General features: G+C 69.0%; 22 protein-coding genes. 10 read left to right on the top strand and 12 right to left on the bottom strand.

Annotated features, from left to right (window positions below):
• The gene (locus tag AC1C2U_RS14470; protein WP_495362459.1) at positions 1 to 630 is read right to left on the bottom strand and encodes an SAF domain-containing protein; all 630 of its coding nucleotides are present in this window, start codon (positions 628 to 630) and stop codon (positions 1 to 3) included.
• 124 nt (positions 631 to 754) lie between these two features.
• On the opposite strand from AC1C2U_RS14470, the gene AC1C2U_RS14465 reads away from it, so the two are divergent.
• Positions 755 to 1048 carry a helix-turn-helix domain-containing protein gene (locus tag AC1C2U_RS14465; protein WP_495362458.1) on the top strand — a complete coding sequence of 98 codons (294 nt, stop codon included), beginning with the start codon at positions 755 to 757 and terminating at the stop codon, positions 1046 to 1048.
• 13 nt (positions 1049 to 1061) lie between these two features.
• On the opposite strand, the gene AC1C2U_RS14460 is transcribed toward AC1C2U_RS14465, so the two are convergent.
• The gene (locus AC1C2U_RS14460; RefSeq protein ID WP_495362457.1) at positions 1062 to 1661 is read right to left on the bottom strand and encodes a hypothetical protein; all 600 of its coding nucleotides are present in this window, start codon (positions 1659 to 1661) and stop codon (positions 1062 to 1064) included.
• Positions 1662 to 1842: 181 nt separating this feature from the next.
• On the opposite strand from AC1C2U_RS14460, the gene AC1C2U_RS14455 reads away from it, so the two are divergent.
• Complete coding sequence (locus AC1C2U_RS14455) at positions 1843 to 2295, top strand: Rv3235 family protein (RefSeq protein ID WP_495362456.1); 453 nt, start codon at positions 1843 to 1845, stop codon at positions 2293 to 2295.
• Positions 2296 to 2418: 123 nt separating this feature from the next.
• On the opposite strand, the gene secA is transcribed toward AC1C2U_RS14455, so the two are convergent.
• From secA to mtrA, 6 genes are all read right to left on the bottom strand, one after another.
• Complete coding sequence (gene secA, locus AC1C2U_RS14450) at positions 2419 to 5202, bottom strand: preprotein translocase subunit SecA (RefSeq protein ID WP_495362455.1); 2784 nt, start codon at positions 5200 to 5202, stop codon at positions 2419 to 2421.
• Between the two features lie 315 nt (positions 5203 to 5517).
• A complete protein-coding gene (hpf, locus tag AC1C2U_RS14445; RefSeq protein WP_495362454.1) occupies positions 5518 to 6225 on the bottom strand; it encodes a ribosome hibernation-promoting factor, HPF/YfiA family in 708 nt (235 codons plus the stop codon).
• 23 nt (positions 6226 to 6248) lie between these two features.
• Positions 6249 to 7085, bottom strand: a complete 837-nt coding sequence (locus AC1C2U_RS14440; RefSeq protein WP_495362453.1) for a ComF family protein — start codon at positions 7083 to 7085, stop codon at positions 6249 to 6251.
• A 95-nt stretch (positions 7086 to 7180) separates the two neighbouring features.
• The gene (locus tag AC1C2U_RS14435) at positions 7181 to 8863 is read right to left on the bottom strand and encodes an LpqB family beta-propeller domain-containing protein (protein WP_495362452.1); all 1683 of its coding nucleotides are present in this window, start codon (positions 8861 to 8863) and stop codon (positions 7181 to 7183) included.
• Complete coding sequence (gene mtrB, locus AC1C2U_RS14430) at positions 8856 to 10598, bottom strand: MtrAB system histidine kinase MtrB (protein ID WP_495362451.1); 1743 nt, start codon at positions 10596 to 10598, stop codon at positions 8856 to 8858. The genes AC1C2U_RS14435 and mtrB overlap by 8 nt, the downstream gene beginning before the upstream one ends.
• Before the next feature lie 8 nt (positions 10599 to 10606).
• A complete protein-coding gene (mtrA, locus tag AC1C2U_RS14425; protein WP_495362450.1) occupies positions 10607 to 11287 on the bottom strand; it encodes an MtrAB system response regulator MtrA in 681 nt (226 codons plus the stop codon).
• Positions 11288 to 11447: 160 nt separating this feature from the next.
• Between mtrA and AC1C2U_RS14420 the strand changes: the two genes are divergently transcribed.
• The 6 genes from AC1C2U_RS14420 to aqpZ all read left to right on the top strand — a co-directional run bounded on the left by AC1C2U_RS14420 (position 11448) and on the right by aqpZ (position 18067).
• Positions 11448 to 12686, top strand: a complete 1239-nt coding sequence (locus AC1C2U_RS14420; protein WP_495362449.1) for a DUF7847 domain-containing protein — start codon at positions 11448 to 11450, stop codon at positions 12684 to 12686.
• On the top strand, positions 12677 to 13387 hold the full coding sequence (locus AC1C2U_RS14415) for a DUF4129 domain-containing protein (RefSeq protein ID WP_495362448.1): 711 nt from the start codon (positions 12677 to 12679) through the stop codon (positions 13385 to 13387). Before AC1C2U_RS14420 ends, AC1C2U_RS14415 begins: the two co-directional genes overlap by 10 nt.
• Before the next feature lie 86 nt (positions 13388 to 13473).
• Positions 13474 to 14775, top strand: coding sequence for a DUF4350 domain-containing protein (locus tag AC1C2U_RS14410; RefSeq protein WP_495362447.1), 1302 nt, complete (start codon positions 13474 to 13476; stop codon positions 14773 to 14775).
• Positions 14772 to 15761 (top strand): AAA family ATPase, encoded by a 990-nt coding sequence (locus AC1C2U_RS14405; protein ID WP_495362446.1) that lies wholly within the window; start codon positions 14772 to 14774, stop codon positions 15759 to 15761. The genes AC1C2U_RS14410 and AC1C2U_RS14405 overlap by 4 nt, the downstream gene beginning before the upstream one ends.
• A 17-nt stretch (positions 15762 to 15778) precedes the next feature.
• Positions 15779 to 17116, top strand: coding sequence for a DUF58 domain-containing protein (locus tag AC1C2U_RS14400; RefSeq protein ID WP_495362445.1), 1338 nt, complete (start codon positions 15779 to 15781; stop codon positions 17114 to 17116).
• Positions 17117 to 17311: 195 nt separating this feature from the next.
• Positions 17312 to 18067 (top strand): aquaporin Z, encoded by a 756-nt coding sequence (gene aqpZ, locus AC1C2U_RS14395; RefSeq protein ID WP_495362444.1) that lies wholly within the window; start codon positions 17312 to 17314, stop codon positions 18065 to 18067.
• Between the two features lie 275 nt (positions 18068 to 18342).
• Here the strand turns inward: aqpZ and AC1C2U_RS14390 are convergent, their stop codons facing one another.
• Positions 18343 to 19338, bottom strand: a complete 996-nt coding sequence (locus AC1C2U_RS14390) for a stage II sporulation protein M (protein ID WP_495362443.1) — start codon at positions 19336 to 19338, stop codon at positions 18343 to 18345.
• A gap of 17 nt (positions 19339 to 19355) precedes the next feature.
• Here AC1C2U_RS14390 and AC1C2U_RS14385 point away from each other — a divergent pair, with 17 nt between their 5' ends.
• On the top strand, positions 19356 to 20198 hold the full coding sequence (locus AC1C2U_RS14385; RefSeq protein ID WP_495362442.1) for an RDD family protein: 843 nt from the start codon (positions 19356 to 19358) through the stop codon (positions 20196 to 20198).
• 98 nt (positions 20199 to 20296) lie between these two features.
• Here the strand turns inward: AC1C2U_RS14385 and ahcY are convergent, their stop codons facing one another.
• From ahcY to AC1C2U_RS14370, 3 genes are all read right to left on the bottom strand, one after another.
• On the bottom strand, positions 20297 to 21778 hold the full coding sequence (gene ahcY, locus AC1C2U_RS14380; protein WP_495362441.1) for an adenosylhomocysteinase: 1482 nt from the start codon (positions 21776 to 21778) through the stop codon (positions 20297 to 20299).
• 172 nt (positions 21779 to 21950) lie between these two features.
• On the bottom strand, positions 21951 to 23384 hold the full coding sequence (locus tag AC1C2U_RS14375) for a phosphomannomutase/phosphoglucomutase (protein ID WP_495362440.1): 1434 nt from the start codon (positions 23382 to 23384) through the stop codon (positions 21951 to 21953).
• A complete protein-coding gene (locus AC1C2U_RS14370; RefSeq protein WP_495350785.1) occupies positions 23381 to 23596 on the bottom strand; it encodes a DUF3499 family protein in 216 nt (71 codons plus the stop codon). The genes AC1C2U_RS14375 and AC1C2U_RS14370 overlap by 4 nt, the downstream gene beginning before the upstream one ends.
• Before the next feature lie 63 nt (positions 23597 to 23659).
• Here AC1C2U_RS14370 and AC1C2U_RS14365 point away from each other — a divergent pair, with 63 nt between their 5' ends.
• Positions 23660 to 24103, top strand: coding sequence for a hypothetical protein (locus AC1C2U_RS14365; RefSeq protein ID WP_495362439.1), 444 nt, complete (start codon positions 23660 to 23662; stop codon positions 24101 to 24103).
• Positions 24104 to 24136: the final 33 nt, after the last annotated feature.

Genomic DNA, 24136 nt, shown 5'->3' with positions numbered 1-24136 from the left:
TCACTCGCCTGCCGAGCGGGCGGGCACGAGATCGATCGCGTCGCTTGCGGCGAGCGCCTCGAGAAGCGCCGCCACCTTCTCTCGGGGAATCAGGAGCTCGACCGAGACGCCGCCGGACGAGACCATGCCCTCGCTCTCGATGATGCCGGCGATCTCGGCGCCCGAAACGAGCACCGCGGGCGGCTCGAATCCGCCGCCCTCGACCTGCTTCGCGGTCCAGACGTCGACTCGTGCACCGGCGGCGATTCCGGCGGGAAGGGCCCCACGGCTCGGCACCACGACGGTGGCCAACCCCGTGCGGTCGGCATCGTCGACCGCGGATTCGGGCACGAGCTCGCCGGCGGTCACGGTGCGCGCCACGACGAGCCCGACGGCGGGGATTTCGCCGACTTCGAGGTACTGGCCGGCGGTCGTGCCGAGCCGCACGGACTCGGTGGTGAGGTCATCAGCGTGGATGCGCGTGCCCGGCGTCATCGTGTCGCGGGCGACATAGACATCGACGCCGTCGTCGAGGCCGGTCACGAGGGCGGAGACCCCGAGGGTGGAACCCGCGATGAGCACGATCCCGATGATGAGGCGCGGGTCGAGACGCAGCGCTCCCCGCTCCCCGCGTTCCTGACGACGTGCCATCGTGTTGGTTCCTTCCGCTCTGCGCGTGTCGCGCCGGGGTCTATCGTCGCCCGAACCCGCGAGATTGGCTGGAAGTTATCCACAGCCGCCCCGACCAGCCCGCTTCCGGTCGATAATCGAAGACATGACCTCTCCAGGTTCGGGCGACGAGATCGGCCGCTTCCTCACGCTCGCAGACGCCGCCGAGATCCTCGCCGTCGATGTGACGGCCGTTGACAACCTGGTCCGCTCCGGCGAGCTGCCCGCGATTCGTATCGGCACGGCCGGTCCATGGCGCATCGAGCGCGTACAACTCGAGGTCTGGATCGAGCTCCAATACGAAGAGACGCGTCGGCACTCGGCGTGGAATCAGGGCGAGTTCGCGAACATCGCCGAGCTCTCCGGGGCACGCAGCGGGCGCCTTCGGCCCGTCGACTGAACGGGCGGCCGCGTCAGCAGAAGTCGATGAGCAGCACGCGCGCGAGCGGCACTATGCGATAGCCGTGCACCGCGTGCTCGCGTCGCGGTGCGCCGGGTTCGTGCAATGCGAGGTCGATGTGGTCGCGCGCGACCCGGTCGATCGTGCCATGCGTCTGGCCATCGAGCGTGCTCACTCGCACCGCCGTGCGGCGGCGGCACAGGTCGCGCAGCACGAAGGGCATTCCGATGCGTTCTGCGAGGCGAGCGGATGCCTCGGGCACCGACTCGAGGCTGGGCTCCAGTTGCTCGCGGGTGGGCAGCACCGCGGCGATCGCGGCTATCGGCACAACGCATTGGGCACCCGACTGCCCGGACTCGATCGATCGCCCGCTCACCCAATCGCGACCGAACACCTGGGGCCGCAATGCGATCGTTCGACCACCATGGAGCTCGATCCTGACGAACGCAGCGGGATCATCGGACTCCGATCGGGCGATCGCAGCCAGCCGATCCCGAAGTGTCAGCCGTCCGAGTCGCAGCCGTTCCTCTTCGATCGCGAGCGCGCGTTCCTCGTCACGCTGGTCGTGGTCGATCTGCGACTCGAGATCATCGAACAACAGGTCCCAACGCATGCAGAGACGCTATCGTGCGTCGCGCCATGACGGGAACGTTTTCCACAGGCGAGGAAAACTCTTGACACGGTTTCGCCGCCTGATTACGGTTCACTCAGGGAACACCCGATGTCCCCCACACGGGGGTGTACCCGTCGCCCGATCGCACGTCAGGCGAGCCCTCCTCCCCCCTGGAGCACAGATGACCGCACGCGACGCGATCGCCACCCGAACCGCCGTGATCCGAGGATCCGCCGCGCAGTTCCTCGACGATGACGACGAGTACTTCGCCCGCCAGCCCGCCCGCCGCACCGAGCTGCCCGATCCCGAGCCGTTGCTTCGCAACCTGACCCACTGCGTGATCGAGGCGCTCGGCGGCGCTCGCGACCTCGAACAGCTCGCGAGGTGGGTCAACGACGACGTCTACCGCAACCTCTCCAAGCGGGTGGTGCTCGCCGCCCGCGCACGCAGGGTCAAGGGACAATCGCCGCAACGGCCCGCGTTCTCCGTCGGACGCGTACTCATGTGCGAGCCCGCCGACGGCGTGGTCGAGGCGGTCATCATGGTGCATCAGAAGGCGAGGTCCAGGGCGGTCGCCATCCGCATCGAGGGCTTCGACCAGCGTTGGCGCGCGAGCGCCATCAGCGTGCTCTGACCCGAGACACCTGAGCACGCGCACGCCTGAGCACGCGCACGCCTGAGCGCACCTGCAGCGGACCCCGCTCACGCGAGACCCCGGTCGGGTGCAACGCACCTGACCGGGGTTTCAGCGGTGGGTTCAGCGACCCTTGCGGTCTTGAGCCCGGCGCTCCGCGCGATTCTGCGGTGCCACTTCGCCGCCCGTGCGCTGGCCGAATGCGCCGCGCGACTCTTCGGCAGCGGGCGCCTGACTCTCCGCGACGGCCCGACGTGCGCGTTGCGTCGCCGCCTGCTGCACCTGTCCGCGCTCATTGCGCACCTCGACGCCGCCGGCATCGCTCGGTGCCGAATAGCTGAGCTTGTCGACGGTCGCGCCCTGGCGGCCGAGGCCCTTCGCTTCGATCTTGGCTCCAGCGCCTGCCTGCGGCGCGACCTCGACCTCGAGGTTGAAGAGGAAGCCGACCGTCTCTTCGCGGATCGAGCCCATCATCTGCTGGAACATGGCATAGCCCTCGCGCTGATACTCCACGAGAGGGTCGCGCTGCGCCATGGCGCGCAGGCCGATGCCGTCTTTCAGGTAGTCCATCTCGTAGAGGTGGTCGCGCCAGCGACGGTCGATGACCGAGAGCACGACACGACGTTCGAGTTCGCGCATCGCGGGCGAGCCGAGCTGCTGCTCGCGCCGGGAGTAGGCCATCTTCGCGTCGGAGAGAATCTCTCGGCGGATGAAGTCGCGGTTCACGCGACCCTTCTCGCCTGCCTCGGCGACGACCTCGTCGATCGTGATGCCGATCGGATAGAGCGTCTTGAGTTCAGTCCAGAGCGCGTCGAAGTCCCACTCGTCGGGGTTGCCTTCGGCAGTGTGGGTGTCGAGCACCTCGTCGATGACGTCTTCGAGGAACCGCTGCGTGCGCTCGTGCAGGTCGTCGCCCTCGAGGATGTGACGGCGGTCGCTGTAGATGGCCTCGCGCTGGCGGTTCAGCACGTCGTCGTACTTCAGCACATTCTTGCGGATCTCGGCGTTCCGGGCTTCGACTTGAGATTGCGCAGATCGAATGGCGCGCGAGACGACCTTCGACTCGATGGCGACATCGTCGGGCACTCCGCGCGACATGAGGCTCTCGGCGGCACCGGCGTTGAAGAGTCGCATGAGGTCGTCGGTGAGCGAGAGGTAGAAGCGGCTTTCGCCGGGGTCACCCTGACGGCCCGAGCGACCACGCAGCTGGTTGTCGATGCGGCGCGATTCGTGACGCTCGGTACCGAGAACGTAGAGCCCGCCGGCGCTGAGCACCTTCGCGGCTTCGACCCCGACCTCGCCCTTGACCTTCTCGAACACCGTGTCCCACTCGGCTTCGTACTCGTCGGGGGTGTCGACCGGGCTGAGGCCGCGCTCGTGCATGAGCTGCACGGCGATGAACTCGGCATTGCCGCCCAACATGACGTCGGTGCCGCGACCGGCCATGTTCGTCGCGACCGTGACGGCGCCGTGCCGGCCCGCCTGCGCGACGATCGCGGCCTCACGCGCGTGGTTCTTCGCGTTCAGCACCTCGTGCCGCACGCCCTTCTTGGCGAGGAGTCGGGAGAGGTATTCGCTCTTCTCCACGCTCGTCGTGCCGACGAGCACGGGCTGGCCCTGCTTGTGGCGTTCCACGATGTCTTCGACGACCTGCGCGAACTTCGCCTCCTCGTTCTTGTAGACGAGGTCGGGCTGGTCGAGGCGCACCATCGGCTTGTTGGTGGGGATCGCCACGACGCCCAGCTTGTAGGTAGCCATGAACTCGGATGCCTCGGTCTCGGCGGTACCGGTCATACCCGAGAGCTTGCCGTAGAGGCGGAAGTAGTTCTGCAGCGTGACGGTGGCGAGAGTCTGGTTCTCGGCCTTGACCTGCACTCCCTCTTTCGCCTCGATCGCCTGGTGGATGCCCTCGTTGTAGCGACGCCCGACGAGGATTCGGCCGGTGTGCTCGTCGACGATCAGCACCTCGCCGTTCATCACGACGTAGTCCTTGTCGCGCTTGAACAGGGCGTTGGCCTTGATGGAGTTGTTCAGGAACGAGATCAGCGGCGTGTTCGCCGACTCGTAGAGGTTGTCGATGCCGAGGTAGTCTTCGACCTTCTCGATGCCAGGCTCGAGCACGCCGACGGTGCGCTTCTTCTCGTCGACCTCGTAGTCTTCGCCCGCCACGAGTCGCTTCGCGAGATTCGCGAACTCGGTGAACCACCGGTTCGCCTCGCCCGAAGCGGGGCCCGAGATGATGAGCGGCGTGCGAGCCTCGTCGATGAGGATCGAGTCGACCTCGTCGACGATCGCGAAGTGGTGGCCGCGCTGCACCATGTCGCTCGACTGCCAGGCCATGTTGTCGCGCAGGTAGTCGAAGCCGAACTCGTTGTTCGTGCCGTAGGTGATGTCGGCCGTGTACTGCTCGCGTCGCACTTGCGGGTTCTGGCCGGCCACGATGCACCCGGTGGTCATGCCGAGGGCGCGGAACACACGGCCCATGAGTTCGGACTGATAGCTCGCGAGGAAGTCGTTGACCGTGACGATGTGCACGCCACGGCTGGTGAGCGCGTTGAGGTACGCGGCGGTGGTCGCGACGAGGGTCTTGCCCTCACCGGTCTTCATCTCGGCGATGTTGCCGAGGTGCAGGGCCGCCCCGCCCATGAGCTGCACATCGAAGTGGCGGAGACCGAGGGTGCGCCGACTCGCTTCGCGCACCGCTGCGAACGCCTCGGGCAGCAGGTCGTCGAGCGATTCGCCGTTCGCGTAGCGCTCGCGGAGCTCGACCGTCTCGTTCCGCAATTCGTCGTCACTGAGCGACTGGAATCCGTCTTCGAGGGCGTTGATCGCCGCTGCGTAGTTCTCCAGCCGCTTGAGGGTGCGGCCCTCACCGACGCGGAGGACCTTTTCCAGAATCGAAGCCACGAATGTTCTCCTGTTGTTGTTGGGCGCAGGGCCTCGGGTTGAGCCCCGGGCACGCCCGTTGCCGCCGTGCAGACGGCCATCATAGCCATGCTAGCGGTGAACGAGCCGGGTCTCACTGAGCTGCCGGAGGCTCCGCCCGTCACGTTCACCGAGCTCGTCGAAGTGAACACGACGGCACCGGGCCGCCCATCGCGCTCACTGAGCGTGTCGAAGGGATCGCGGCCGCGCCGGTCTGCTCGCTTCGACAGGCTCAGTGAGCAAACCCGCTCAGCGAGCAAACCCGCTCAGCGAGCAAACCCGCTCAGCGAGCGGATGTCACGCGCTGGCGCGCTGCAACTCGACCGGAGAGGTCGATGGCGCCCGCTCCTCGGCGCGTTCGTCGAGTCCGATGAGTCCGTAGTCCCACCCCTTGCGCCGGTAGACGACGCTGGGACGCCCCGACTCCGCATCGACGAACAGATAGAAGTCGTGACCGACGAGCTCCATGAAGTACAGCGCGTCGTCGACGGTCATCGGCGTGGAGGCGAACACCTTTCGGCGGATCACGACGGGGCAATACACCTCGTCTTCCTCGACGTGCGGCTCGTTCTCGTCGACAACGGGGATGCTGCCCGTGCGCACCTGCTCGAGCACTTCGGACGCTGCGGCCTGCACACCGACGTCGGAGAATCCGACATCGGTCGCCTCACGAAGCGAGGTCGGCCGTCGGGACCCGCCGCGGTGTACTTTGCGGCGGTCCTTCGCCCGTCGGATGCGCTCGAGCAACCGCCCGAGCGCGACGTCGAACGCCGCATACTTGTCGGATCCGTCTGCCTCGGCGCGGACCACTGGCCCTTTGCCGACGAGAGTGAGTTCGACGCGGTCGGGGCCTGGGTTGCCGTTCTTCTCGTTGTGACGGCTGAGCTTCACGTCGAGTGAGATCGCGCGCTCGGCCAGATGCGTCACCTTCTCGGCCTTCTCCGCCGCATAGGCGCGGAATCGGTCCGTGATTCCCAGGTTTCGTCCGACGATGTTAAGTTCCATGACGACCTCCGTTCACCGACGTGTCACCCGGTTCTGAAGGGTGGATCGACCACGCCTGTCCTGCCACCGTAGCCCCCTTGTACGGCAATGTCACGGCGTGTTTCCCGTGAGGTTCCTGCACGCCGCGGGAACCTCCGCGGTGTCTCGGCGAGCACCGCGACCGCGACAGTCTCACCCCCCGCCGCGGTGAGCACGCGCACCGCTTCGGTGAGGGTGGACCCGGTCGTGACGATGTCGTCGACGAGGAGGAATCGGCGTCCAGTGAGGTCGGCGCCAGCGCCGCCGGCCTCCGTCGCCGCGGCGAGGATCGTTGGCCGGCGACCGCGGACCGCGAGCCCACCCGCTGCATTCCGACGCCGGGAATCGGCGTCGAGGCCGGCCTGGTCGACACGTTCCCGAGCAAGCTTCAGCACGCGCGACGAGCGGATGCCGCATCGCTCGAGCAGCACGTCGATGGGCACGTACCCGCGCGCGCGCCGCGCAGCAGGCGACGACGGAATCGTGCACACCTCGATCGGCGAGCCGGCGGGAACTTCGGCGAGGGCGGCGAGGATCGCACCGCGCAGGGCGGGGGCGAGCGCCCACGCAGCATCCGTTCGCGCACCGTCTTTGAACGCGCCGATCACTGCGGCAGCCACTCCCGCGTACTCGAGGCCCGCCCACCCCCTCAGCGCGTCTCGCTCGACCCGCCGAGGCGCAGGGACGAGTGCGAGAGCACACACGGCGCACACGCTGCGGTCGGGCGCGCCGCAGCCCGAGCACGTGACCGGCAGCAGAATCGCGAGTGCGTCGCGCACCGCGGCCTCCACGAGCCCCGCGAAGCGTGATTCCGCCTGGCGCGGCGCGGGCTCGTGGTGCATCGCAACACCCTGGCGGGTCCGGAAGAGGCGTGCGCGCGCGCCCGCAGAGTTCGGGCGACGATCGTGCGTACGGTCGCTGTGGAGGACGAGTCGACTCAGTCGGGCTGCTGCGCTGCGATGAGAGTGATGCCGCTGGCCCGTGGTTGCCAGCCGACACCGCTGCGCGCAACGAGCACATCATCGGCGGTCAGCACTCGCAGCTCGGATTCGCTGTTGCCGCCGACGATCGAGCGACCGCCCTCGGGCCCCTCGCTGATCGCTGCGAAGCCTCCGAGCTCTTGGATCACCATCTGTGTGCCGCCGCCCGGCAGTTCCGTGAGGGAGGCGACGGTGCGGTCGTCGAGCCAGGCCACGTCGAGGGGGGTGCCTTGGGCATCCGCAAGGCCGAGGATCGGGCCGAGCGCGATCGGCGTGCCCGAGGCGTCGCGCTGGATCGCGACGGCCACGAAGTGCGTACTCGCCCCGTCGCCGAGGAGCGCGATGAGTCGGGTGGAGTCGCGCGACACCTCGATCGCGGCGATCGAGGAACCGCTCCACGGCACCGGCATCTGCACGCCATCGCTCGGCTCGTCTGCTGGGTACCAGATGAGCTGGTCGGGGGAATCCGTCGGCACCGACCAGACGATGCCTTCGCCGTCGATCGAGGGCACCACGAGCCCCTCACGCGGATCGAGGCGCACAGGCTCCTCGCCTGCGCGCACGACCCAGACGCCCTCGGCGTTGCGCACTGCGGCCGCCTCGCCGCCGACGCCGAGCGAGACTCCGGTGGGCAGAAGCAGGTCGACCTGCGGCGAGATGCCCGGAATCTGTTCGATACCCTCCCCCGACGTCGCGAGATGGCCGAAGGTTGTGCCGTCGGAGACCGCCGGCAGAGGATCCACCGATGGGTTCACGACCGGAACCGGTGAGAGCTCGGGAACGTCTTGCTCGGCACCGTTCAGCGAGAGGGTGACGGAGTCGACGTTCCGCACACCGTCGAGGCTCTCCTCGAGCTGCAGATGCATGCGTTGCACGGTGACGAGGTCGTCGAAGGTCGCTCCGGCGAGGTCGACGCTCGCCACACGACCGCTGATGGGCACCGATGCCGGGTCGAGTCGCACGCCCTCGGGGAATGAAGAGACCACGCCCGGCGCGAGCCATGCGGCCGGCCCAGCGAGCAGCGCACGCACGATGCTCGTCTGTGCCGAGTCCCGCCCCGCGAACCAGCGCAGGTCGGGCACGAGGTAGTCGTACTGCGGGTCGAAGAAATAGAGCGCGTAGTCGCGGAAGACCTGGGTGAAGGTCGTCTCGTCGAGCAGCAGGCCCTGCGGCGCCGACGAGATTCGCCACTGCCCGTCGATCTGTTCGAAGTTGTACGGGAGCGGAATCGGCGACGTCGACTCCGACACGACGTACTGCCCGGACTCGGAGAGCGATGCCGCGGGAGTGGCTTCGACGACCATCGACGTCTCGCCGGTGACCACGAATTCACGATCGGCGAGGACGTCGATCGTGGCCCCGGCGGCCCGCCATTCGTCCGCGAAGGCGGTCGTGAGGAACTGGCGCGCCACCTGGTAGTTGTTGTTGGGGCTCGCCGCAGCCGCAAGGAACCCATCGAGGATCTGCTGCTGCGTCGCATCCTTCGCCGGCGGCGCCGCAATCGTGTCGAGCTCGAGCGGCTCCTCGACGGGTGCCGGATCGCCCGCATTCACGCCGCCGGAACTCGGAATCGAGACGCACCCGGCGAGCAACACCGCCACGGCGAGGGCCGCGGATACCGCGAACACACGTCTACGCATCGCGCACCTCCTGCTCTGCGACATCCGTCTCGACCGCGGTCTCGGTCTCGACCGCGGCATCGGGGGCGACCGCACGTACGACACCGGTTGCCGGCGGCCCCGTCGCATCGATGTCATCGGGTTCGAGCGGCAGCGGGGACTCGACGGCCCCGAGATCAGCGTCGGCCGTGCGAGGCAGCGTGAGCCGGAACACGGTGCCCGAGCCGCGCCTCGACCAGACTTCGAGCGAGCCGCCATGGGCGACGGCGTCTTCGAGGGCGATGGCGAGTCCGAGACCGGTGCCGCCGATCGTGCGAGTGCGACTCGGGTCGGCCCGCCAGAACCGGTCGAACACCCGCGCGGCTTCATCGGCGGTCATGCCGTGACCGTAATCGCGCACCGAGAGGGCGATGGCCGACTCGTTGCTGTCGACGGCGACGACGATCGGCCGCCCCTCGCCGTGCTCGATGGCGTTGCCGAGGAGGTTGCGCACGATACGGCGGATGCGGCGCGGGTCGACGCGCGCATCGAGATGGCCGCCGGGGGCGTCCAGCCGCAGCTCGCTGCCGCGGCTGCGGGCGAGTTCGTGCATCGACTCGATCGCGTCGCCCGCGAGGTGCACGAGGTTCGTCGGCTCGGTCTCGAGTTCGACCGAACCCGCGTCGTAGCGACTGATCTCGAGCAGGTCGGCGAGAAGCGTCTCGAACCGTTCGGTCTGCGTGTGCAGCAGCTCGACGGTGCGCGAGGTCGGGCCGGGAAAATCGTCGCGCTGACCGTAGAGCACGTCGCCCGCGAGCCGGATCGTCGTGAGCGGCGTGCGCAGCTCGTGAGAGACATCCGAGACGAATCGCTGCTGCATCACAGAGAGTTCCGCGAGCTCGCGAATGCGGGCCTGCAGGCTGTCGGCCATGCCGTTGAACGAGGCCGCGAGCGTCGCCAACTCGTCTTCGCCCTTCTCGGGCATGCGCACGCCGAGATCGCCGGCCGCGAGCCGCCGGCTCGTCGCCGCCGTCGAACGGATCGGCTCGATCACCCAGCGCACGACGAGCAGGGTGATCGCGCTGAGCAGCAGGAGCAGCGCTGCGGCGCCGATGAGGCCGACGAGCTGCATGAACGCGAGCGTCTTTTGCGCTGCGGCGAAGTTGTACCCGATGTAGAGCTCGTACGCTCCGGCGGCCGGCACCACGATCGTGCTGCCGACGACGACGCCGGGATCGTCGGCGCCGTCGTCGTCCTCGAGCGCGACCGACTGCCAGTACTGACCGCCTTCATCGCCCTGCACCCGTTCGCGCAACTCGGGTGTGATGACGCCCGCGAGACTCGGCGCGATTCGGGTGGGCGGGGCGCTCGAATTCGGCACCTCGTCTGGATGACGGAAGTAGGCGATCGACGCGCTGCCCGACACGCTCCGTACCGTGCGTACGACGTCTCCCATCACGGCCTGCAACGACGCCGGATCCAGATCGGTGGCCTCCGACCCTTCGAGGATCTGCTGGGCCGCGACGGTCGCGTCGTTGGCGTCTTTGAGGGCCCCCTCGAGCTGCGCCTGGAAGAGGTTCGAGGCGATGCTGAACGAGATGTAGATGCCGATCACGAAGATCGCGAGCGACGAGAGGGCGAGCGTGATGATGACCGTGCGAAACTGCAGCGAGCGCCGCCAGAGCTCGGTCACCTGGCGGGGCAGAGCTGCGACGCGACGCCCCGCGTCACGCCACGAGCCGGCGCTGAGGAGCGCCGGGGACTCTGCCTGCGACATCCGCTCGCCTAGGTGGTCGGGCCGGCTCGGTAGCCGACGCCGCGCACGGTCATGACGATGCGCGGGTTGTCGGGGTCGTGCTCGACCTTCGCGCGAAGGCGCTGCACGTGCACGTTCACGAGGCGCGTGTCGGCCTTGTAGTGATAACCCCACACCTGCTCGAGCAGCATCTCGCGGGTGAACACCTGCTGCGGCTTCGAGGCGAGGGTGAGGAGCAGGTCGAACTCCAGCGGTGTGAGATTGATGCGGGTCTCACCGCGGCGTACCTCATGCCCGGCCGCATCGATCGTGAGATCGCCGATGCGGAGCGTCGCGGCCACCGGTTCGGGTGCCGGGCGCAGGCGCGTGCGGATGCGGGCGACGAGCTCTTTCGGATTGAAGGGCTTGACCATGTAGTCGTCGGCGCCCGACTCGAGCCCCTTCACCACGTCGGCGGTGTCGGTCTTCGCCGTCAGCATGATGATGGGCGTGCCCGACTCGGCGCGGATGCGCCCGCACACCTCGATGCCGTCGATGCCCGGCAGCATGAGATCGAGCAGCACGAGGTCGGGCTTCGATTCGCGGAACGCGGCGAGCGCGCCGGTGCCGTCGGCGCAGAAGTAGGGCTCGAAGCCCTCGGTGCGCAGCACGATGCCGATCATCTCGGCGAGGGCCGTGTCGTCATCGACGACGAGTACGCGTGGAGTCATCCGTTCATTCCTGTCAGCACCGCCGGGTCACGGTCGAAACCAGTGCGTCAAGCGTAGTCGGTCGCGGCTGGGAGGGTATCCGGGGCCCTGTGGACAGGCATCATCATGCCCGTGGAATGTGCGAGCATTGTGGGGAATCCGCCGGAAGGAGCCGCAATTGGTGTCAGACCACGACTGGCAGGCGCCCGGCGGTGCTCCCGCACAGCCCCCGGTGCCAGATGCCCAGAACCCGTCGTACGGGCAGGCGCCCGCGTTCCCGCCGCCACAGCCGCCCGCGGCATCCGCCGGTCCATATCCAGGTGCGCCGCCCTCGCCGCAGGCGCCGTTCGGAGCCCCGTTCGGCTGGACGCCGCCGCCGAAGCCCGGGCTCCTGCCCCTGCGCCCGCTCGGTTTCGGCACCCTGCTCTGGGCGCCGTTCCGGGTGCTGCGACGCAACCCGGCCGCGACGTTCGGCACGGGTCTCGTCGTTCAGCTGGTCTCGGTCGTCGCGACGCTCGCGGTCGTACTGCCGTTCGCGATGCTCGGCTTCACCCGCATCGAGGGGGCGTCGTCCGAAGACGTCGACGCCGTGCTCTCGGGCGCCGTGGGCGGCTTCATCCTGCTGATGCTCGTGCCGGTCGTGCTGTCGCTCGTCGCGAGCGCCTTCCTGCAGGGCGTGATGGTCGTCGAGGTCGCCAGCGGCACGCTCGGCGAACGACTCGGCTTCGGTGCGCTCTGGAAGCGGGCGGCGAAGCGCATCTGGCCGTTGCTCGGCTGGACGGCGATCGTGACGGGCGCGGTTCTCCTCGTGGTCGCAGTGTTCGTCGTAGTCATCGTGGTCGCGGCGCTCACCGACCCGTTCACCCTGATCATGGCGATACTCGTCGTGCTGTTCGCCGCACTCGGCCTCGTCGTCCTCGCCGCTTGGCTCGGCACGAAGCTCTCGCTCGTGCCGAGCGTCATCGTGCTCGAGGGTGCCGGCATCGGCACCGCCATGCGTCGTTCCTGGCGCCTGACCGACGGCTACTTCTGGCGCACCTTCGGCACACTGCTGCTCGTCGGGTTCATCCTGAACCTCGCCTCCCAAGTCGTCGTGCAGCCGGTGTCGCTCGTCGGCACGATCCTCGCCGCAGTGATCGATCCGACCGGCAGCGGCGCAGCCGTCGCGATCACGGTCGTGACGACGGTCGTGACCGTCATCCTCTCGCTGTTGATCGGCGCCATCACCGCGGTCGTGCAGGCCTCGCTCGTCGCCGTCATCTACATCGACCTGCGCATGCGCAAAGAAGCCCTCGATCTCGAACTCGTGCGGCATGTCGAACAGCGTGACGCCGGGTCGCCCGTGACCGATCCCTACCGCGCACCCGCACCCGCGCCCGCCGCGCCGGTGGGCACCGCACCAGCTCCGCCGTGGTCTTGACCCTGTTCCGCGGCACGCCCATCGACCCCGACGCGCCCGAGGCGCGTCGGTGGCTCGAAGACGAACTCGCCAAGCCCGAGTACCAAGCGGCGAAGCCGAGTCCCTTCGATCTCTTGATGCAGGCGATCCGCGACTGGTTCCTCGGGCTCTTCGACGGCGCCACTGGGTTGCCCGCGCCGATCCTCACGCTGCTGATCGTGCTGCTGGTGATCGCGGTGGTGGTGGTCGGCATCCTCGTGTTCGGGCTTCCGCGGCTGCGACGCCGACGCCGGAGCGAGGTGCCGCTCTTCGACGACCACGATCTGCGCGACCTCGAGACATTGCGGCGGGCGGCCGCCGCAGCTGCCTCGGCAGGCGACTGGCCCCTCGCCATCGAGGAGCGATTCCGCGCGCTCGTGCGGGGTCTCGTCGAGCGCGAGGTCGTCACGGTGCATCCCGGCACGACGGCGAGGGGGTTCGCGGATGCCTCGGCACGCCCCTTCCCCGAGTTCGGAACGCAGCTGCGTGCAGCCGCCGCAGACTTCGATGGCGTGCGCTATCTCGGCCGCGCCGGCTCGCCCGAGGACTACGAGCGACTGAGTGTGCTCGAGCGAGACATCTCGGGTGCCCGTCCGGCGAGCGCCGTCCAAGTGGCATCCGACACCGATGACGGCACCGAGACCGGCACCGGTGACCGCGAAGCCGCCGGGGTCTCTCGATGAGGGCCTCCGTGGCCGACGCGCCTGCGCCCGCGTCTGTGCCCCCGTCTGCGCCAACAAGCACGGTGCCACCGAGCACGGCGCCCGCCGTGACCCCCACGGTTCGTGCTTTCGTGCGGCACCGTCGGGCCTGGATCGTGATCGCCGCCGTGCTCGTGCTCGGCGCGCTACTCGTGATCGCGATCCAGGGTGGTGCCCGCCAGCCGGGCTCGCCGCTCGCCGCCGACAACCCGGCCCCCGCGGGCGCGAAGGCGCTCGTCGAGGTGCTACGCGGCCACGGCGTCACGGTGCTCGAGGCGCGGTCGCTCGAGCCCGCCCTCGACGCAGCCACTGCCGGTGCGACGGTGATGTTGTACGACGAATACGGCATCCTCGACGATCGACGACTTGCCGAACTCGCCGACGCGGCCGACCGTCTGGTCATCGTCGAGCCCGGGTTCACGGCACTCGAGACGCTCGCACCGGGTGTGCGCCTCGCCGGTGCGGCGAGCGGCCCCATCGACGACGTCGACTGCGATCTCGGCCCTGCCGCGCGCGCCGAGTCGCTTTCAGACGGGCAACGGCTGCTCACGATCGACGATGAGGCTGCCGACGCCGGGTGGCAGGGCTGCTTCCGCGACGGCGAGTTCGGTTTCGCCGTCGCGGCCGGTCCCGGCCCGAGCGGCGGCGGCGGCGAGATCACGATCGTCGGCGCCACAACGGTCTTCGCGAACGAGACGATCACCCAGGCGGGCAACGCGGCGCTCGCGATCGGGCTCGCCGGGGCATCCGATGACCTCGTCTGGTACCTGCCGGGCCCCGGTGACGCCGACTCGGCCGACGCCCCCACGATCGGTGAGCTGACGCCCGGTTGGGTGAGCCCCGTCATGGTGCTCGCCATCATCGTGGTGATCGTCGCCGGCATCTGGCGCGGTCGCCGCTTCGGTCCGCTCGTCGTCGAGAACCTTCCCGTGCACGTGCCCGCAGGTGAGACGAGCGCAGGTCGGGCGCGCCTCTACGCGCGCACCGCTGCACGAACCCACGCACTCGACCAATTGCGAATCGGCACGATCCGCCGCATCGCGCTGGCGCTGCGGCTCCCCCGTTCGGCCGATGTCGACCAGGTGACGGATGCCGCAGCGCGCGCGACCGGCCGCGACGAGGCATCCGTGCGGCGACTGCTCGTCGACGCCGATCCGATGCACGACCGCGAGCTCGTCGACCTCGCCGGCGCGCTCGCCCGGCTGGAGTCCGACGTGCACCGCACCCTCGACCCGCATGCTTCGCGCCCTGAGCCCGTCGAAGGTGGCGCACGCGCTTCGACAAGCTCAGCGAACGACGCAAGCTCAGCGAACGATGCAAGCTCAGCGAGCGATGCTCAGACAACCGACCCCACAGGAAGGCTCCCATGACCGACCCCACCTTCGCTCCGACCGGCGCAGCGACCGACGATGAGCTCCGCGCCGCGCTCAACCGCGTGCGCACCGAGGTCGGCAAGGCCGTCGTCGGCCAAGACGGCGCCGTCACCGGCCTCATCATCGCCCTGCTCACGCGCGGCCACGTGCTGCTCGAAGGTGTGCCGGGCGTCGCCAAGACGTTGCTCGTGCGCACCCTGAGCCGCACCCTGCAGCTCGACACGAGACGCCTGCAGTTCACCCCCGACCTCATGCCGGGCGACGTCACCGGCTCACTCGCGTACGACCCGCGTTCCGGTGAGTTCGCGTTCCGCGAGGGGCCCGTGTTCACGAACATCCTGCTCGCCGACGAGATCAACCGCACGCCGCCGAAGACGCAGTCCGCACTGCTCGAGGCGATGGAGGAGCGCCAGGTCTCCGCCGACGGCGTGACCCGGCCTCTCCCCGACCCGTTCATGGTCGCCGCGACCCAGAACCCGATCGAGTACGAAGGCACCTACTCGCTGCCCGAGGCGCAGCTCGACCGGTTCCTGCTGAAGCTCGTGCTCGACGTGCCCGAGCGAGTCGACGAGCTGAAGCTCCTCCGCCGCCATGCCGACGGCTTCGATCCGCATGACCTCGCCGCGGCGGGCGTCACCCCGGTGCTGGGCGCGGCCGAACTCGCAGCGGCTCGCGCCGCGGCATCCGCTGTTCGCGTCGAAGACGACGTGCTCGGTTACCTCGTCGACCTGGCGCGAGCCACTCGCCGAAGCCCGTCGATGCGGCTCGGTGTGAGCCCGCGAGGCACGACGGGCCTGCTCGCCGCCTCGAAGGCGTGGGCGTGGCTCACCGGCTACGAGTCACTCACGCCCGACCACGTGCAGGCGATGCTGCTGCCCGTGTGGCGCCATCGCGTGCAACTGCGGCCCGAGGCAGAGCTCGAGGGCGTCTCGGTCGATGCCGTGCTGGCGTCGATCGTGCAACAAGTGCAGGTGCCGCTCTGATATGACACGGATCTGATATGACACTGACCGGTCGGTTCGCACTGCTCGTGGCGCTCGGCGTCGTGCCCGTCGTCGTCGCTGGTGTCGTCGGCGCGCCCGAGGCGTGGATCGCGCTGCTCGGTTGGCTCGCACTCGTCATCGGCGCCGGCGTGCTCGACCTGTCGCTCGCTGCATCGCCTCGACGGGTGGCGCTGCACCGTGATCTGCCCGATCGCGTGCGGCTGGGCGAGCGGATCACCGCGTCGCTCAGCGTCGAGAATCTGGGGCAACGGATGCTCCGGGCGACGGTGCGTGACGGATGGGAGCCATCGGCCGGGGTCACCGGCTCCAATCGTTCGCCACTGCGAGTGCCGCCAGGCGAACGTCGACGTGTCTCCCTGGAGCTCACACCATGGCGTCGCGGCGACCGGCGCACCGAGCAGGTCACGATCCGCTCGGCCGGCCCCCTCGGCCTGTGGTCGCGGCAGGCCACGCTCGCCGCTCCGGGCCGTGTGCGGGTACTGCCGCCGTTCCACTCGCGCGTGCACCTGCCATCGCGGCTCACTCGCCTGCGCGAACTCGACGGGCGCACGCCGCTTCTCATCCGCGGGCAGGGCACCGAGTTCGACTCGATCCGCGAGTACGTGCGCGGCGACGACGTGCGCTCGATCGACTGGCGGGCGACCGCTCGGCACGCCGACCCCGAGGTGCCGGGCAATATGCGGCTCATGGTCCGCACCTGGCGCCCCGAGCGCGATCGCCGCATCGTCATCGTCGCCGACACCTCGCGCACCGCCGCCGCACGCATCGCCGACGAACCGCGGCTCGACACGGCGTTCGAGGCGTCGCTACTGCTCGCCGCCCTCGCCTCCCACGCCGGCGACCGGGTCGACTTCCTCGCGTGGGACCGCCGACTTCGCGGACGCGTGCACGGGGCGAGCGGGCCGGAACTGCTCGCCCGCATGGTCGACGCCATGGCCGGCATCGACGCCGAGCTGATCGAGGCGGACTGGGCTTCCGTTCCGAGTCAGGTGCGACGCATCACGAGCCAGCACGCCCTCGTCGTGCTGCTCACCGCGGCGGACTCGCCGGGCAGCGCCCGCGGGCTGCTCTCGGTGCTGCCGCAGTTGACCGGGCGGCACACGGTGATCGTGGCTTCCGTCGCCGACCCTGCACTCATCGACGCGAGCCGCACACGCGACGACCTCGAGCAGGTGTACGCGGCGGCGGCGGCCGAACGCGGCCTCCTCGACGGCGAGCGCGTGGGCGCCGCCATCCGCCGACTCGGCGCGCTCACCGTCACAGCCGCCCCGCATGAGCTGCCGCCGGCCCTTGCCGACCTCTACCTCGATCTGAAGGCGTCAGGGCGCCTCTGAGGCCAGGGTGACGTCGCGCGTCACCGAATGCCGCCGCGTTTCGTCGCGCGTCGCGATGTTTCCCCCACGCTCAGCGGATTCTCAACATTTGCGCGCGGTTCACCGACGGCGACGATCGGGGTCGCTATCGTCACAGCAGGCGCTGCCGGGGGGTCGCGCCATCATTCGACTTCCCATTGCAGGAAAGGAACTCCCGTGTCTGACACCGCAGTTGTCGTCGAGGCCCCCTCGACCGCGCAGAAACTCACCGCCGAACTCCTCGGCACCTTCATGCTCGTCTTCGGCGTGGTCGGCGCGGTCGTCTTCGCCGCGGGCTTCGCGGGCGGCGAAGGAGGCCTGAACATCGGATTCCTCGGCGTTTCCCTCGCCCTCGGTCTCTCCGTGGTCGTCGGTGCGTATGCCTTCGGTCCGTTCTCGGGCGGGCACTTCAACCCCGCAGTGAGCATCGGTCTCGCCGTCGCCGGCCGATTCTCGTGGCGAGAGGTCGGACCGTACATCGCCGTGCAGATCGTCGGCGGCATCCTCGCGTCGAGCCTGCTGCTCGCGATCCTGTCGGCCGGCCCGAAGTTCGACATCATCATCTTCACCGGCGCATCGACCGGCTACGACGAGCTCTCGCCCGGCGGTTACGGCCTGTGGTCGGTCTTCCTCATCGAGACGATCGCCACGGCCGTCTTCCTCTTCGTGATCCTCGGCGTCACGGGCGCTCGCGCCGCCGCCGGTTTCGCCCCGCTCGCGATCGGGCTCACCCTGACGCTGCTCGCCCTCGTCGCGATCCCCGTCTCGAACGCCTCGTTCAACCCGGCGCGCTCCATCGCCACCGCGCTCTATGGCGGCGGCATCGCCTGGAGCCAGCTGTGGGTCTCGATCGTCGCACCGATCCTCGGCGCGATCATCGCCGGCGCGATCTACAAGGTCGTCTTCGACCGAACAAAGCAGCTCACGGCGTAGTTCGCGCGTAGTCCGCACCGCGATGGCGGATGTCCCACGGGGCATCCGCCATTCGTCATCTCAAGCGACTCGTCACGACGGCCACGACCGCGCGCACGACGGCCACCACCGGTTTCATGTGCAGCTATTCAGGAGCGGAGAGGTGTCGCCGACTCCCAGAGAACCTCCCGCGACGCGACACGCACTCCGCTCCTGAATTGCTGCACACGTTCAGACGCGGGCGCCGCCAAAAGGGTGCCGCAGACGGCGAAGCGGATGCCGCGGCATCCGCTCGATCAGCCGGCGACGATGCGCCGCGCGCCCGCGTCGAACTCGACGAGATCACCGGTCTCGCCCGCGAGATGGGCCCGCCGTCCGAGCACCAACATGTACGCGAGGAAGCCGCCGAGGGCCGCCACTCCGATGCCGATCTTCACCGGCCACGGCCACGGGGCGGGAGTCACGAACCCCTCGATGAGCCCAGAGACGAAGAGGAAGAACACGAGCCCGATCGCGACGCTGAACAACGACCGCGCATCTTCGGCGAGTGCGACGCCACGCGGGCGCGCCCCTGGCGCGACCCAGGCCCAGAAGATGCGGAGCCCGGCCGCTGCTGCGACGAAGACGCACGTGAGCTCGAGCAGCCCGTGCGGTGCGATGTAGAGGAAGAAGGTGTCTGCCTCGTCGTAGGCGAACATGATCGCCGCAGTGATGCCGAGGTTCTGCGCGTTCTGCAGCACGACCCACGGCACCCAGACACCGAGAATGCCGAAGGCGACGCATTGCGCGGCGATCCATGCGTTGTTCGTCCACACCGCGCCGGCGAACGACGCAGCCGGATTCTCGGAGTAGTAGGCGACGAACCCCTCTTCGGCGAGCTGACGGAACTCGGACTCACTGCCGAGGGACGCCAGCACGCGCGGGTCTGCGCCGATCCACCAGGCGTAGAGGGCCGCGACGGCGACCGTCACGAGTGCCACGGCCAGGGTCAGCCAACGCAACCGGTACAGGGCTGCCGGCAGGCTCACGACAGCGAAGCGCGTGAACTGGCGCAGGGGGTTCTCGGGTGCGCCGGTGAACGCCAGCCGGGCGCGCGCGAGCGAGACCGACAATCGGTCGCCGAGCGCCGTCGAGCCGGCCGTCGTCTGCACGAGCGAGAGGTCGGATGCCGCGCCCTGATAGCGCTCGATGAGCTCATCGGTCTCGGGGCCGGCGAGCCGGCGGCGGCGTGCGAGCGCGTCAAGCCTCTGCCAGTCATCGTGACGAGCGGAGGCGAGTGCGTCGAGGTCCATCTGCTTGAATACTACCCATGCCCCAAGCCCCCGCCGTCGCACACCGCGTCGCCCGATTCGACAACGAGGGCGTGCTCACGGGTGAGGCCGTCGCACTCGATGTACGCCCCGCGAGCGCGCTGATCCGTGCCGGTGGAGCGGCGATCGATGTGCTCGTCTCTGTGCTGCTCTTCCTCGGCCTGCTGCTCGCGCTGGCGGGGCTCGGCATCGATGAGACCGGGTTCCAAGCCATCCTGATCGCGGGCATCGTGATCTGCATCGTCATCGTGCCGACCGCTGTCGAGACCGCGACACGGGGCCGCTCTCTCGGCAAGCTCGCGCTGGGCCTTCGAGTGGTGCGCGACGACGGCGGGGCGATCGGGTTCCGGCACGCGTTCATCCGTGCCCTCACCGGTGTTGTCGAGATCTACATGACGTTCGGCGGCCTGGCGGTGCTCGTCGGATTCCTGAACTCCTCATCGAAGCGGCTCGGCGACCTCCTGGCCGGCACCCATGCGCAGGTCGAGCGGGTGCCGAAGCTCCCCTCGACCGCCTTCGGCGTGCCCGCCGAGCTCGTCGGCTGGGCGGCGATCGCCGACGTCGGGCGCCTGCCCGACCCGCTGGCGCGCCGCGTCGCCGCGTTCTTCACGAACGCCGGGCACCTCGTTCCCGAGAGCCGCGCGCGCGTCGCGGCCTCGCTCGCCATCGAGGTCGCTCCGTTCGTCTCCCCCGTGCCCGATGCCTCGCCCGAGCTGTTCCTCGCGGGCGTCGCCGCCCTCCGGCGCGAGCGCGACGCCGCGGCGATCGCGCTCGAGGATGCACGCATGGCAGCGCTCGCCCCGGTGCTCACGGCGAACCCGACCGGGTTTCCAGAGCGCTGACGAGGTCGTCGGCCGAGTAGGCGCGCCAGCGCCGTATCGAGACCACGTGACAGGCCTCGATACGCTCCTGCGTCGCTACTCGACCAGCGGGTGTGGGCTCAGTAGCGGTACTGGTCGACCTTGTACGGACCCTCGACGGGCACGCCGATGTACGCGGCCTGCTCGGGCGAGAGCTCGGTGAGCTCCACGCCGAGCGAGTCGAGGTGCAGTCGCGCGACCTTCTCGTCGAGGTGCTTCGGCAGCACGTACACACCCACGGGGTACTGCTCGGGGCGAGCCCAGAGTTCGATCTGGGCGAGCACCTGGTTGGTGAACGAGTTGGACATGACGAACGAAGGATGCCCCGTCGCATTGCCGAGGTTCATGAGCCGCCCCTCGGAGAGCACGAGGATCGAACGCCCGCTCGGCAGCCGCCACTCGTGCACCTGCGGCTTGATCTCGATGCGCTCGGCGCCGGCGAGGGACTCGAGGCCGGCCATGTCGATCTCGTTGTCGAAGTGTCCGACGTTCGCGACGATCGCGAGGTGCTTCATGCCGAGCATGTGCTCGACCCGGATCACGTCTTTGTTACCGGTGCAGGTGACGAAGATGTCGACCTCGCCGATGACGTCGGCGAGACGGGCGACCTGGTAGCCGTCCATCGCAGCCTGCAGTGCGCAGATCGGGTCGACCTCGGCGACGATGACCCGAGCGCCCTGCCCACGCAGGGCTTCTGCGGCGCCCTTGCCCACGTCGCCGTAGCCGACGACGAACGCGACCTTGCCGCCCATGAGCACGTCGGTGGCGCGGTTCAGCCCGTCGGGCAGCGAGTGACGGATGCCGTACTTGTTGTCGAACTTCGACTTCGTGACGGAGTCGTTGACGTTGATCGCCGGGAAGAGCAGCTCGCCCTTCGCGTGCAGCTCGTACAGGCGGTGCACGCCGGTCGTGGTCTCTTCGGTGACACCTTGGAGCTCGGCCGCGATGCGGGTCCAGCGGTCGGTGCTGAGCTCGAGCGAACGGCGCAGCGTGTCGAGCACGACGCGGAACTCGTGACTCGCGTCATCCGCCGCCGCCGGCACGACGCCCGCGGCCTCGAAGTCACGGCCGTGGTGCACGAGCATCGTCGCGTCGCCGCCGTCGTCGAGGATCATGTTCGGGCCGATCCAGTCCGCATCAGATGCCGCGGCCTCGGCCGACCAGTCGAAGATGCGGTTAGTGCACCACCAGTACTCCTCGAGCGACTCGCCCTTCCAGGCGTAGACCGGCACGCCCGCGGGCGCGTCGACAGTGCCCTCGGGGCCGACGACGACCGCCGCGGCGGCCTCGTCTTGCGTGGAGAAGATGTTGCAGCTCGCCCAGCGCACCTGCGCGCCGAGCGCGACGAGCGTTTCGATGAGTACCGCGGTCTGCACGGTCATGTGCAGGCTGCCGGCGATACGGGCACCGGCGAGCGGCTTCGACGCGCCGAACTCCGTGCGGAGGGCCATCAGGCCGGGCATCTCGTTCTCGGCGAGCCGCAGCTGATGCCTGCCTGCTTCGGCGAGTGAGAGGTCGGCGACCTTGAATGGGAGGGCGGTGGTCGCAGGCAGCGTCGTCATGCGCCCATTCTGCCAGTTCGCCCCGCCCCGCGCTCGCTGAGCTTGTCGAAGGGGACACCCCTTCGACGAAGATTCGCTCGCTGAGCCTGTCGAAGCGGTGTCCCCTTCGACAGGCTCAGGGAGCAGTAGCAAGCTCAGGGAGCAGTAGCTCGCTCGGCGAGCGGCGCCGGCGTCAGTCGCGAATGAGCGCAAGCACCTCGTCGCGGACGGCCTCCATCGTCGCGGCGTCAGCACCCTCGACGTTCAGGCGCAGCAACGACTCGGTGTTCGAGGGCCGCACGTTGAACCACCAGAACGACTCGTCGCCGCCCGTCGTGCCGATGACGGTGAGTCCGTCGAGCTCATCGAACTCGGCCCGACCGGTGAATGCCTCGACGATGCGCGTGTAGGCGGAGGGCACGTCTTCGACGACCGAGTTGATCTCGCCCGACAGCGAGTAGGGCGTGAAGCGCGTCGACATCTCGGAGAGCGGGCCCTGCTGGGTGCCGAACTCGGCGAGCACATGCATTGCCGCGAGCATGCCGTTGTCGGCGCCCCAGAAATCGCGGAAGTAGTAGTGAGCCGAGTGCTCGCCGCCGAAGACGGCGCCGGTCTGCCTCATCTGGTCTTTGATGAGCGAATGCCCGACCCGGGTGCGCACCGGAGTCGCCCCCGCCTGCTCGATCACCTCGGGCACGAACCGCGAGGTGATGAGGTTGTGGATGACCGCGACATCCGTCTCGCCTGCCGCATGCACGCGAGCGATCTCGCGAAGCGCGACGATCGCGGCCACCGCCGACGGGTTCACGGCACCGCCCTGCTCGTCGACGACGAAGCAGCGGTCGGCGTCGCCGTCGAAGGCGAGGCCGAGGTCGGCGCCGTGCTCGACGACGGCGCGCTGCAGGTCGACGAGGTTGGCCGGTTCGAGCGGGTTGGCCTCGTGGTTCGGGAAGGTGCCGTCGAGTTCGAAGTAGAGCGGCACGATCTCGAGGGGCAGCTCGGGGAGGCCGGCGGCCGTGCCGAGCACGGCGGGCACGGTGAGCCCGCCCATGCCGTTGCCGGCGTCGACGACGATCTTCAGCGGTCGGATGCTGCTGAGGTTGACGAGCGATCGCAGGTACGCCGCATAGTCGGCGAGCACGTCGACGGTCGAGACCGAGCCGGGCGACTCGACCGAGGAGATGCCCTGCTCGAGGTATTCGACCGCTCGGTCACGGATGGCCGCGAGCCCCGTGTCGCGCGAAATGCCCTGGGCACCTGCCCGTGAGAACTTGATGCCGTTGTACGCGGCGGGGTTGTGGCTCGCCGTGAACATCGCGGCGGGCGCGTCGAGGGAGCCCGACGCGAAATAGCTCTCGTCGGTCGAGCACAGCCCGATCGAGACGACGTCGGCGCCGCGAGCGACTGCGCCGCGAGCGAAGGCTTCAGCGAACCCCGGCGAGGAGTCTCGCATGTCGTGGCCGACGACGACTCGGCCGCCGCCCGCGCCGACCTCGTCGACGAAAGCAGCGGCGAGCGCCTCGACGGTCTCTGAGGTGAGCCCGTCGCCGACGATTCCGCGAACGTCGTAGGCCTTCACGATCGCGTCGAGGCGCGCGCGAGCGTCGGATGATGCAGCGGGATTCATGCCTTGAAACCTACCTCACCGAGGCTGACGTGCCGCACGATCTGCCATCCCACAGGCGCCGAGGTGCGTGCGGTGTGGCGCGCGCAGAGGTCGTAACCGTGCGGCTCTCTGGTCAGTGCGAGCGGGCCGAGTACGGCCATGGAATCGGCGTAGTCGAAGGTCATCGTGGCGACCGCTTCTGCGGCGCATGCGGTGCGCGAACAACGTCTCATGGCTCCCCCAGAGTAGCGAGCGCCACGGCCGATCGCAGCCAACGACTCAGTACGATGGAGGGTATGCCCCGATCCCGTCGTGTCGCCTCCGAGCCGCGCTCGCCTCGACGGCTCGCCCGAGATCGCCATGGGCGCGGTCTCCGCTCGGCGGTCACCGGACCGCACCTTCCGATGCTGCACAACAGGCTCGACGAGTTCGAGCTCACCGTCGGCACGACTGCAGCGTATCTGCGCGGCCTCTGGCCCGAGCTCGAGGGCGTCGTCTTCGAGGTGGCGCAAGGCCCCGCCGAGGCGATCCACGAAGATCACATCGATCGGTGGAAGGTCTTCCACGACGAACGCCGCATCGTGTTCTTCCGGCTGCCGATCGTGCGTTTCCTGCGCCTCCAGGAGGGTGAGGAGCGCGAGGAGAAGCTCCTCATCGAGAGTTGCGTCTTCCGCGCGATCGCCGATCTACTCGGCAAAGACCCGTGGGAGCTTGCTCCGGGTCGTTACCGGCACCTCTGAGGGCTTCGCTCCCTGAGCTGGGGTTTCGCTCCC

The sequence above is a fragment of the Agromyces sp. Y575 genome, assembly GCF_059445445.1.
Note: the sequence above shows the minus strand (reverse complement) of the source record. Positions and strands in the feature narration are given on the sequence as shown.

Bases quoted from the DNA above. Each gene is read 5' to 3' on its own strand.
- AC1C2U_RS14455 (WP_495362456.1), top strand. From the start codon at position 1,843: ATGACCGCACGCGACGCGATCGCCACCCGAACCGCCGTGATCCGAGGA.
- mtrA (WP_495362450.1), bottom strand. From the start codon at position 11,287: ATGACTCCACGCGTACTCGTCGTCGATGACGACACGGCCCTCGCCGAG.
- AC1C2U_RS14465 (WP_495362458.1), top strand. From the start codon at position 755: ATGACCTCTCCAGGTTCGGGCGACGAGATCGGCCGCTTCCTCACGCTC.
- AC1C2U_RS14435 (WP_495362452.1), bottom strand. From the start codon at position 8,863: ATGCGTAGACGTGTGTTCGCGGTATCCGCGGCCCTCGCCGTGGCGGTG.
- AC1C2U_RS14385 (WP_495362442.1), top strand. From the start codon at position 19,356: ATGCCCCAAGCCCCCGCCGTCGCACACCGCGTCGCCCGATTCGACAAC.
- mtrB (WP_495362451.1), bottom strand. From the start codon at position 10,598: ATGTCGCAGGCAGAGTCCCCGGCGCTCCTCAGCGCCGGCTCGTGGCGT.
- AC1C2U_RS14440 (WP_495362453.1), bottom strand. From the start codon at position 7,085: ATGCACCACGAGCCCGCGCCGCGCCAGGCGGAATCACGCTTCGCGGGG.
- AC1C2U_RS14365 (WP_495362439.1), top strand. From the start codon at position 23,660: ATGCCCCGATCCCGTCGTGTCGCCTCCGAGCCGCGCTCGCCTCGACGG.
- hpf (WP_495362454.1), bottom strand. From the start codon at position 6,225: ATGGAACTTAACATCGTCGGACGAAACCTGGGAATCACGGACCGATTC.
- ahcY (WP_495362441.1), bottom strand. From the start codon at position 21,778: ATGACGACGCTGCCTGCGACCACCGCCCTCCCATTCAAGGTCGCCGAC.
- AC1C2U_RS14370 (WP_495350785.1), bottom strand. From the start codon at position 23,596: ATGAGACGTTGTTCGCGCACCGCATGCGCCGCAGAAGCGGTCGCCACG.
- AC1C2U_RS14375 (WP_495362440.1), bottom strand. From the start codon at position 23,384: ATGAATCCCGCTGCATCATCCGACGCTCGCGCGCGCCTCGACGCGATC.
- AC1C2U_RS14400 (WP_495362445.1), top strand. From the start codon at position 15,779: ATGACACTGACCGGTCGGTTCGCACTGCTCGTGGCGCTCGGCGTCGTG.
- AC1C2U_RS14470 (WP_495362459.1), bottom strand. From the start codon at position 630: ATGGCACGTCGTCAGGAACGCGGGGAGCGGGGAGCGCTGCGTCTCGAC.
- AC1C2U_RS14390 (WP_495362443.1), bottom strand. From the start codon at position 19,338: ATGGACCTCGACGCACTCGCCTCCGCTCGTCACGATGACTGGCAGAGG.
- AC1C2U_RS14460 (WP_495362457.1), bottom strand. From the start codon at position 1,661: ATGCGTTGGGACCTGTTGTTCGATGATCTCGAGTCGCAGATCGACCAC.
- AC1C2U_RS14405 (WP_495362446.1), top strand. From the start codon at position 14,772: ATGACCGACCCCACCTTCGCTCCGACCGGCGCAGCGACCGACGATGAG.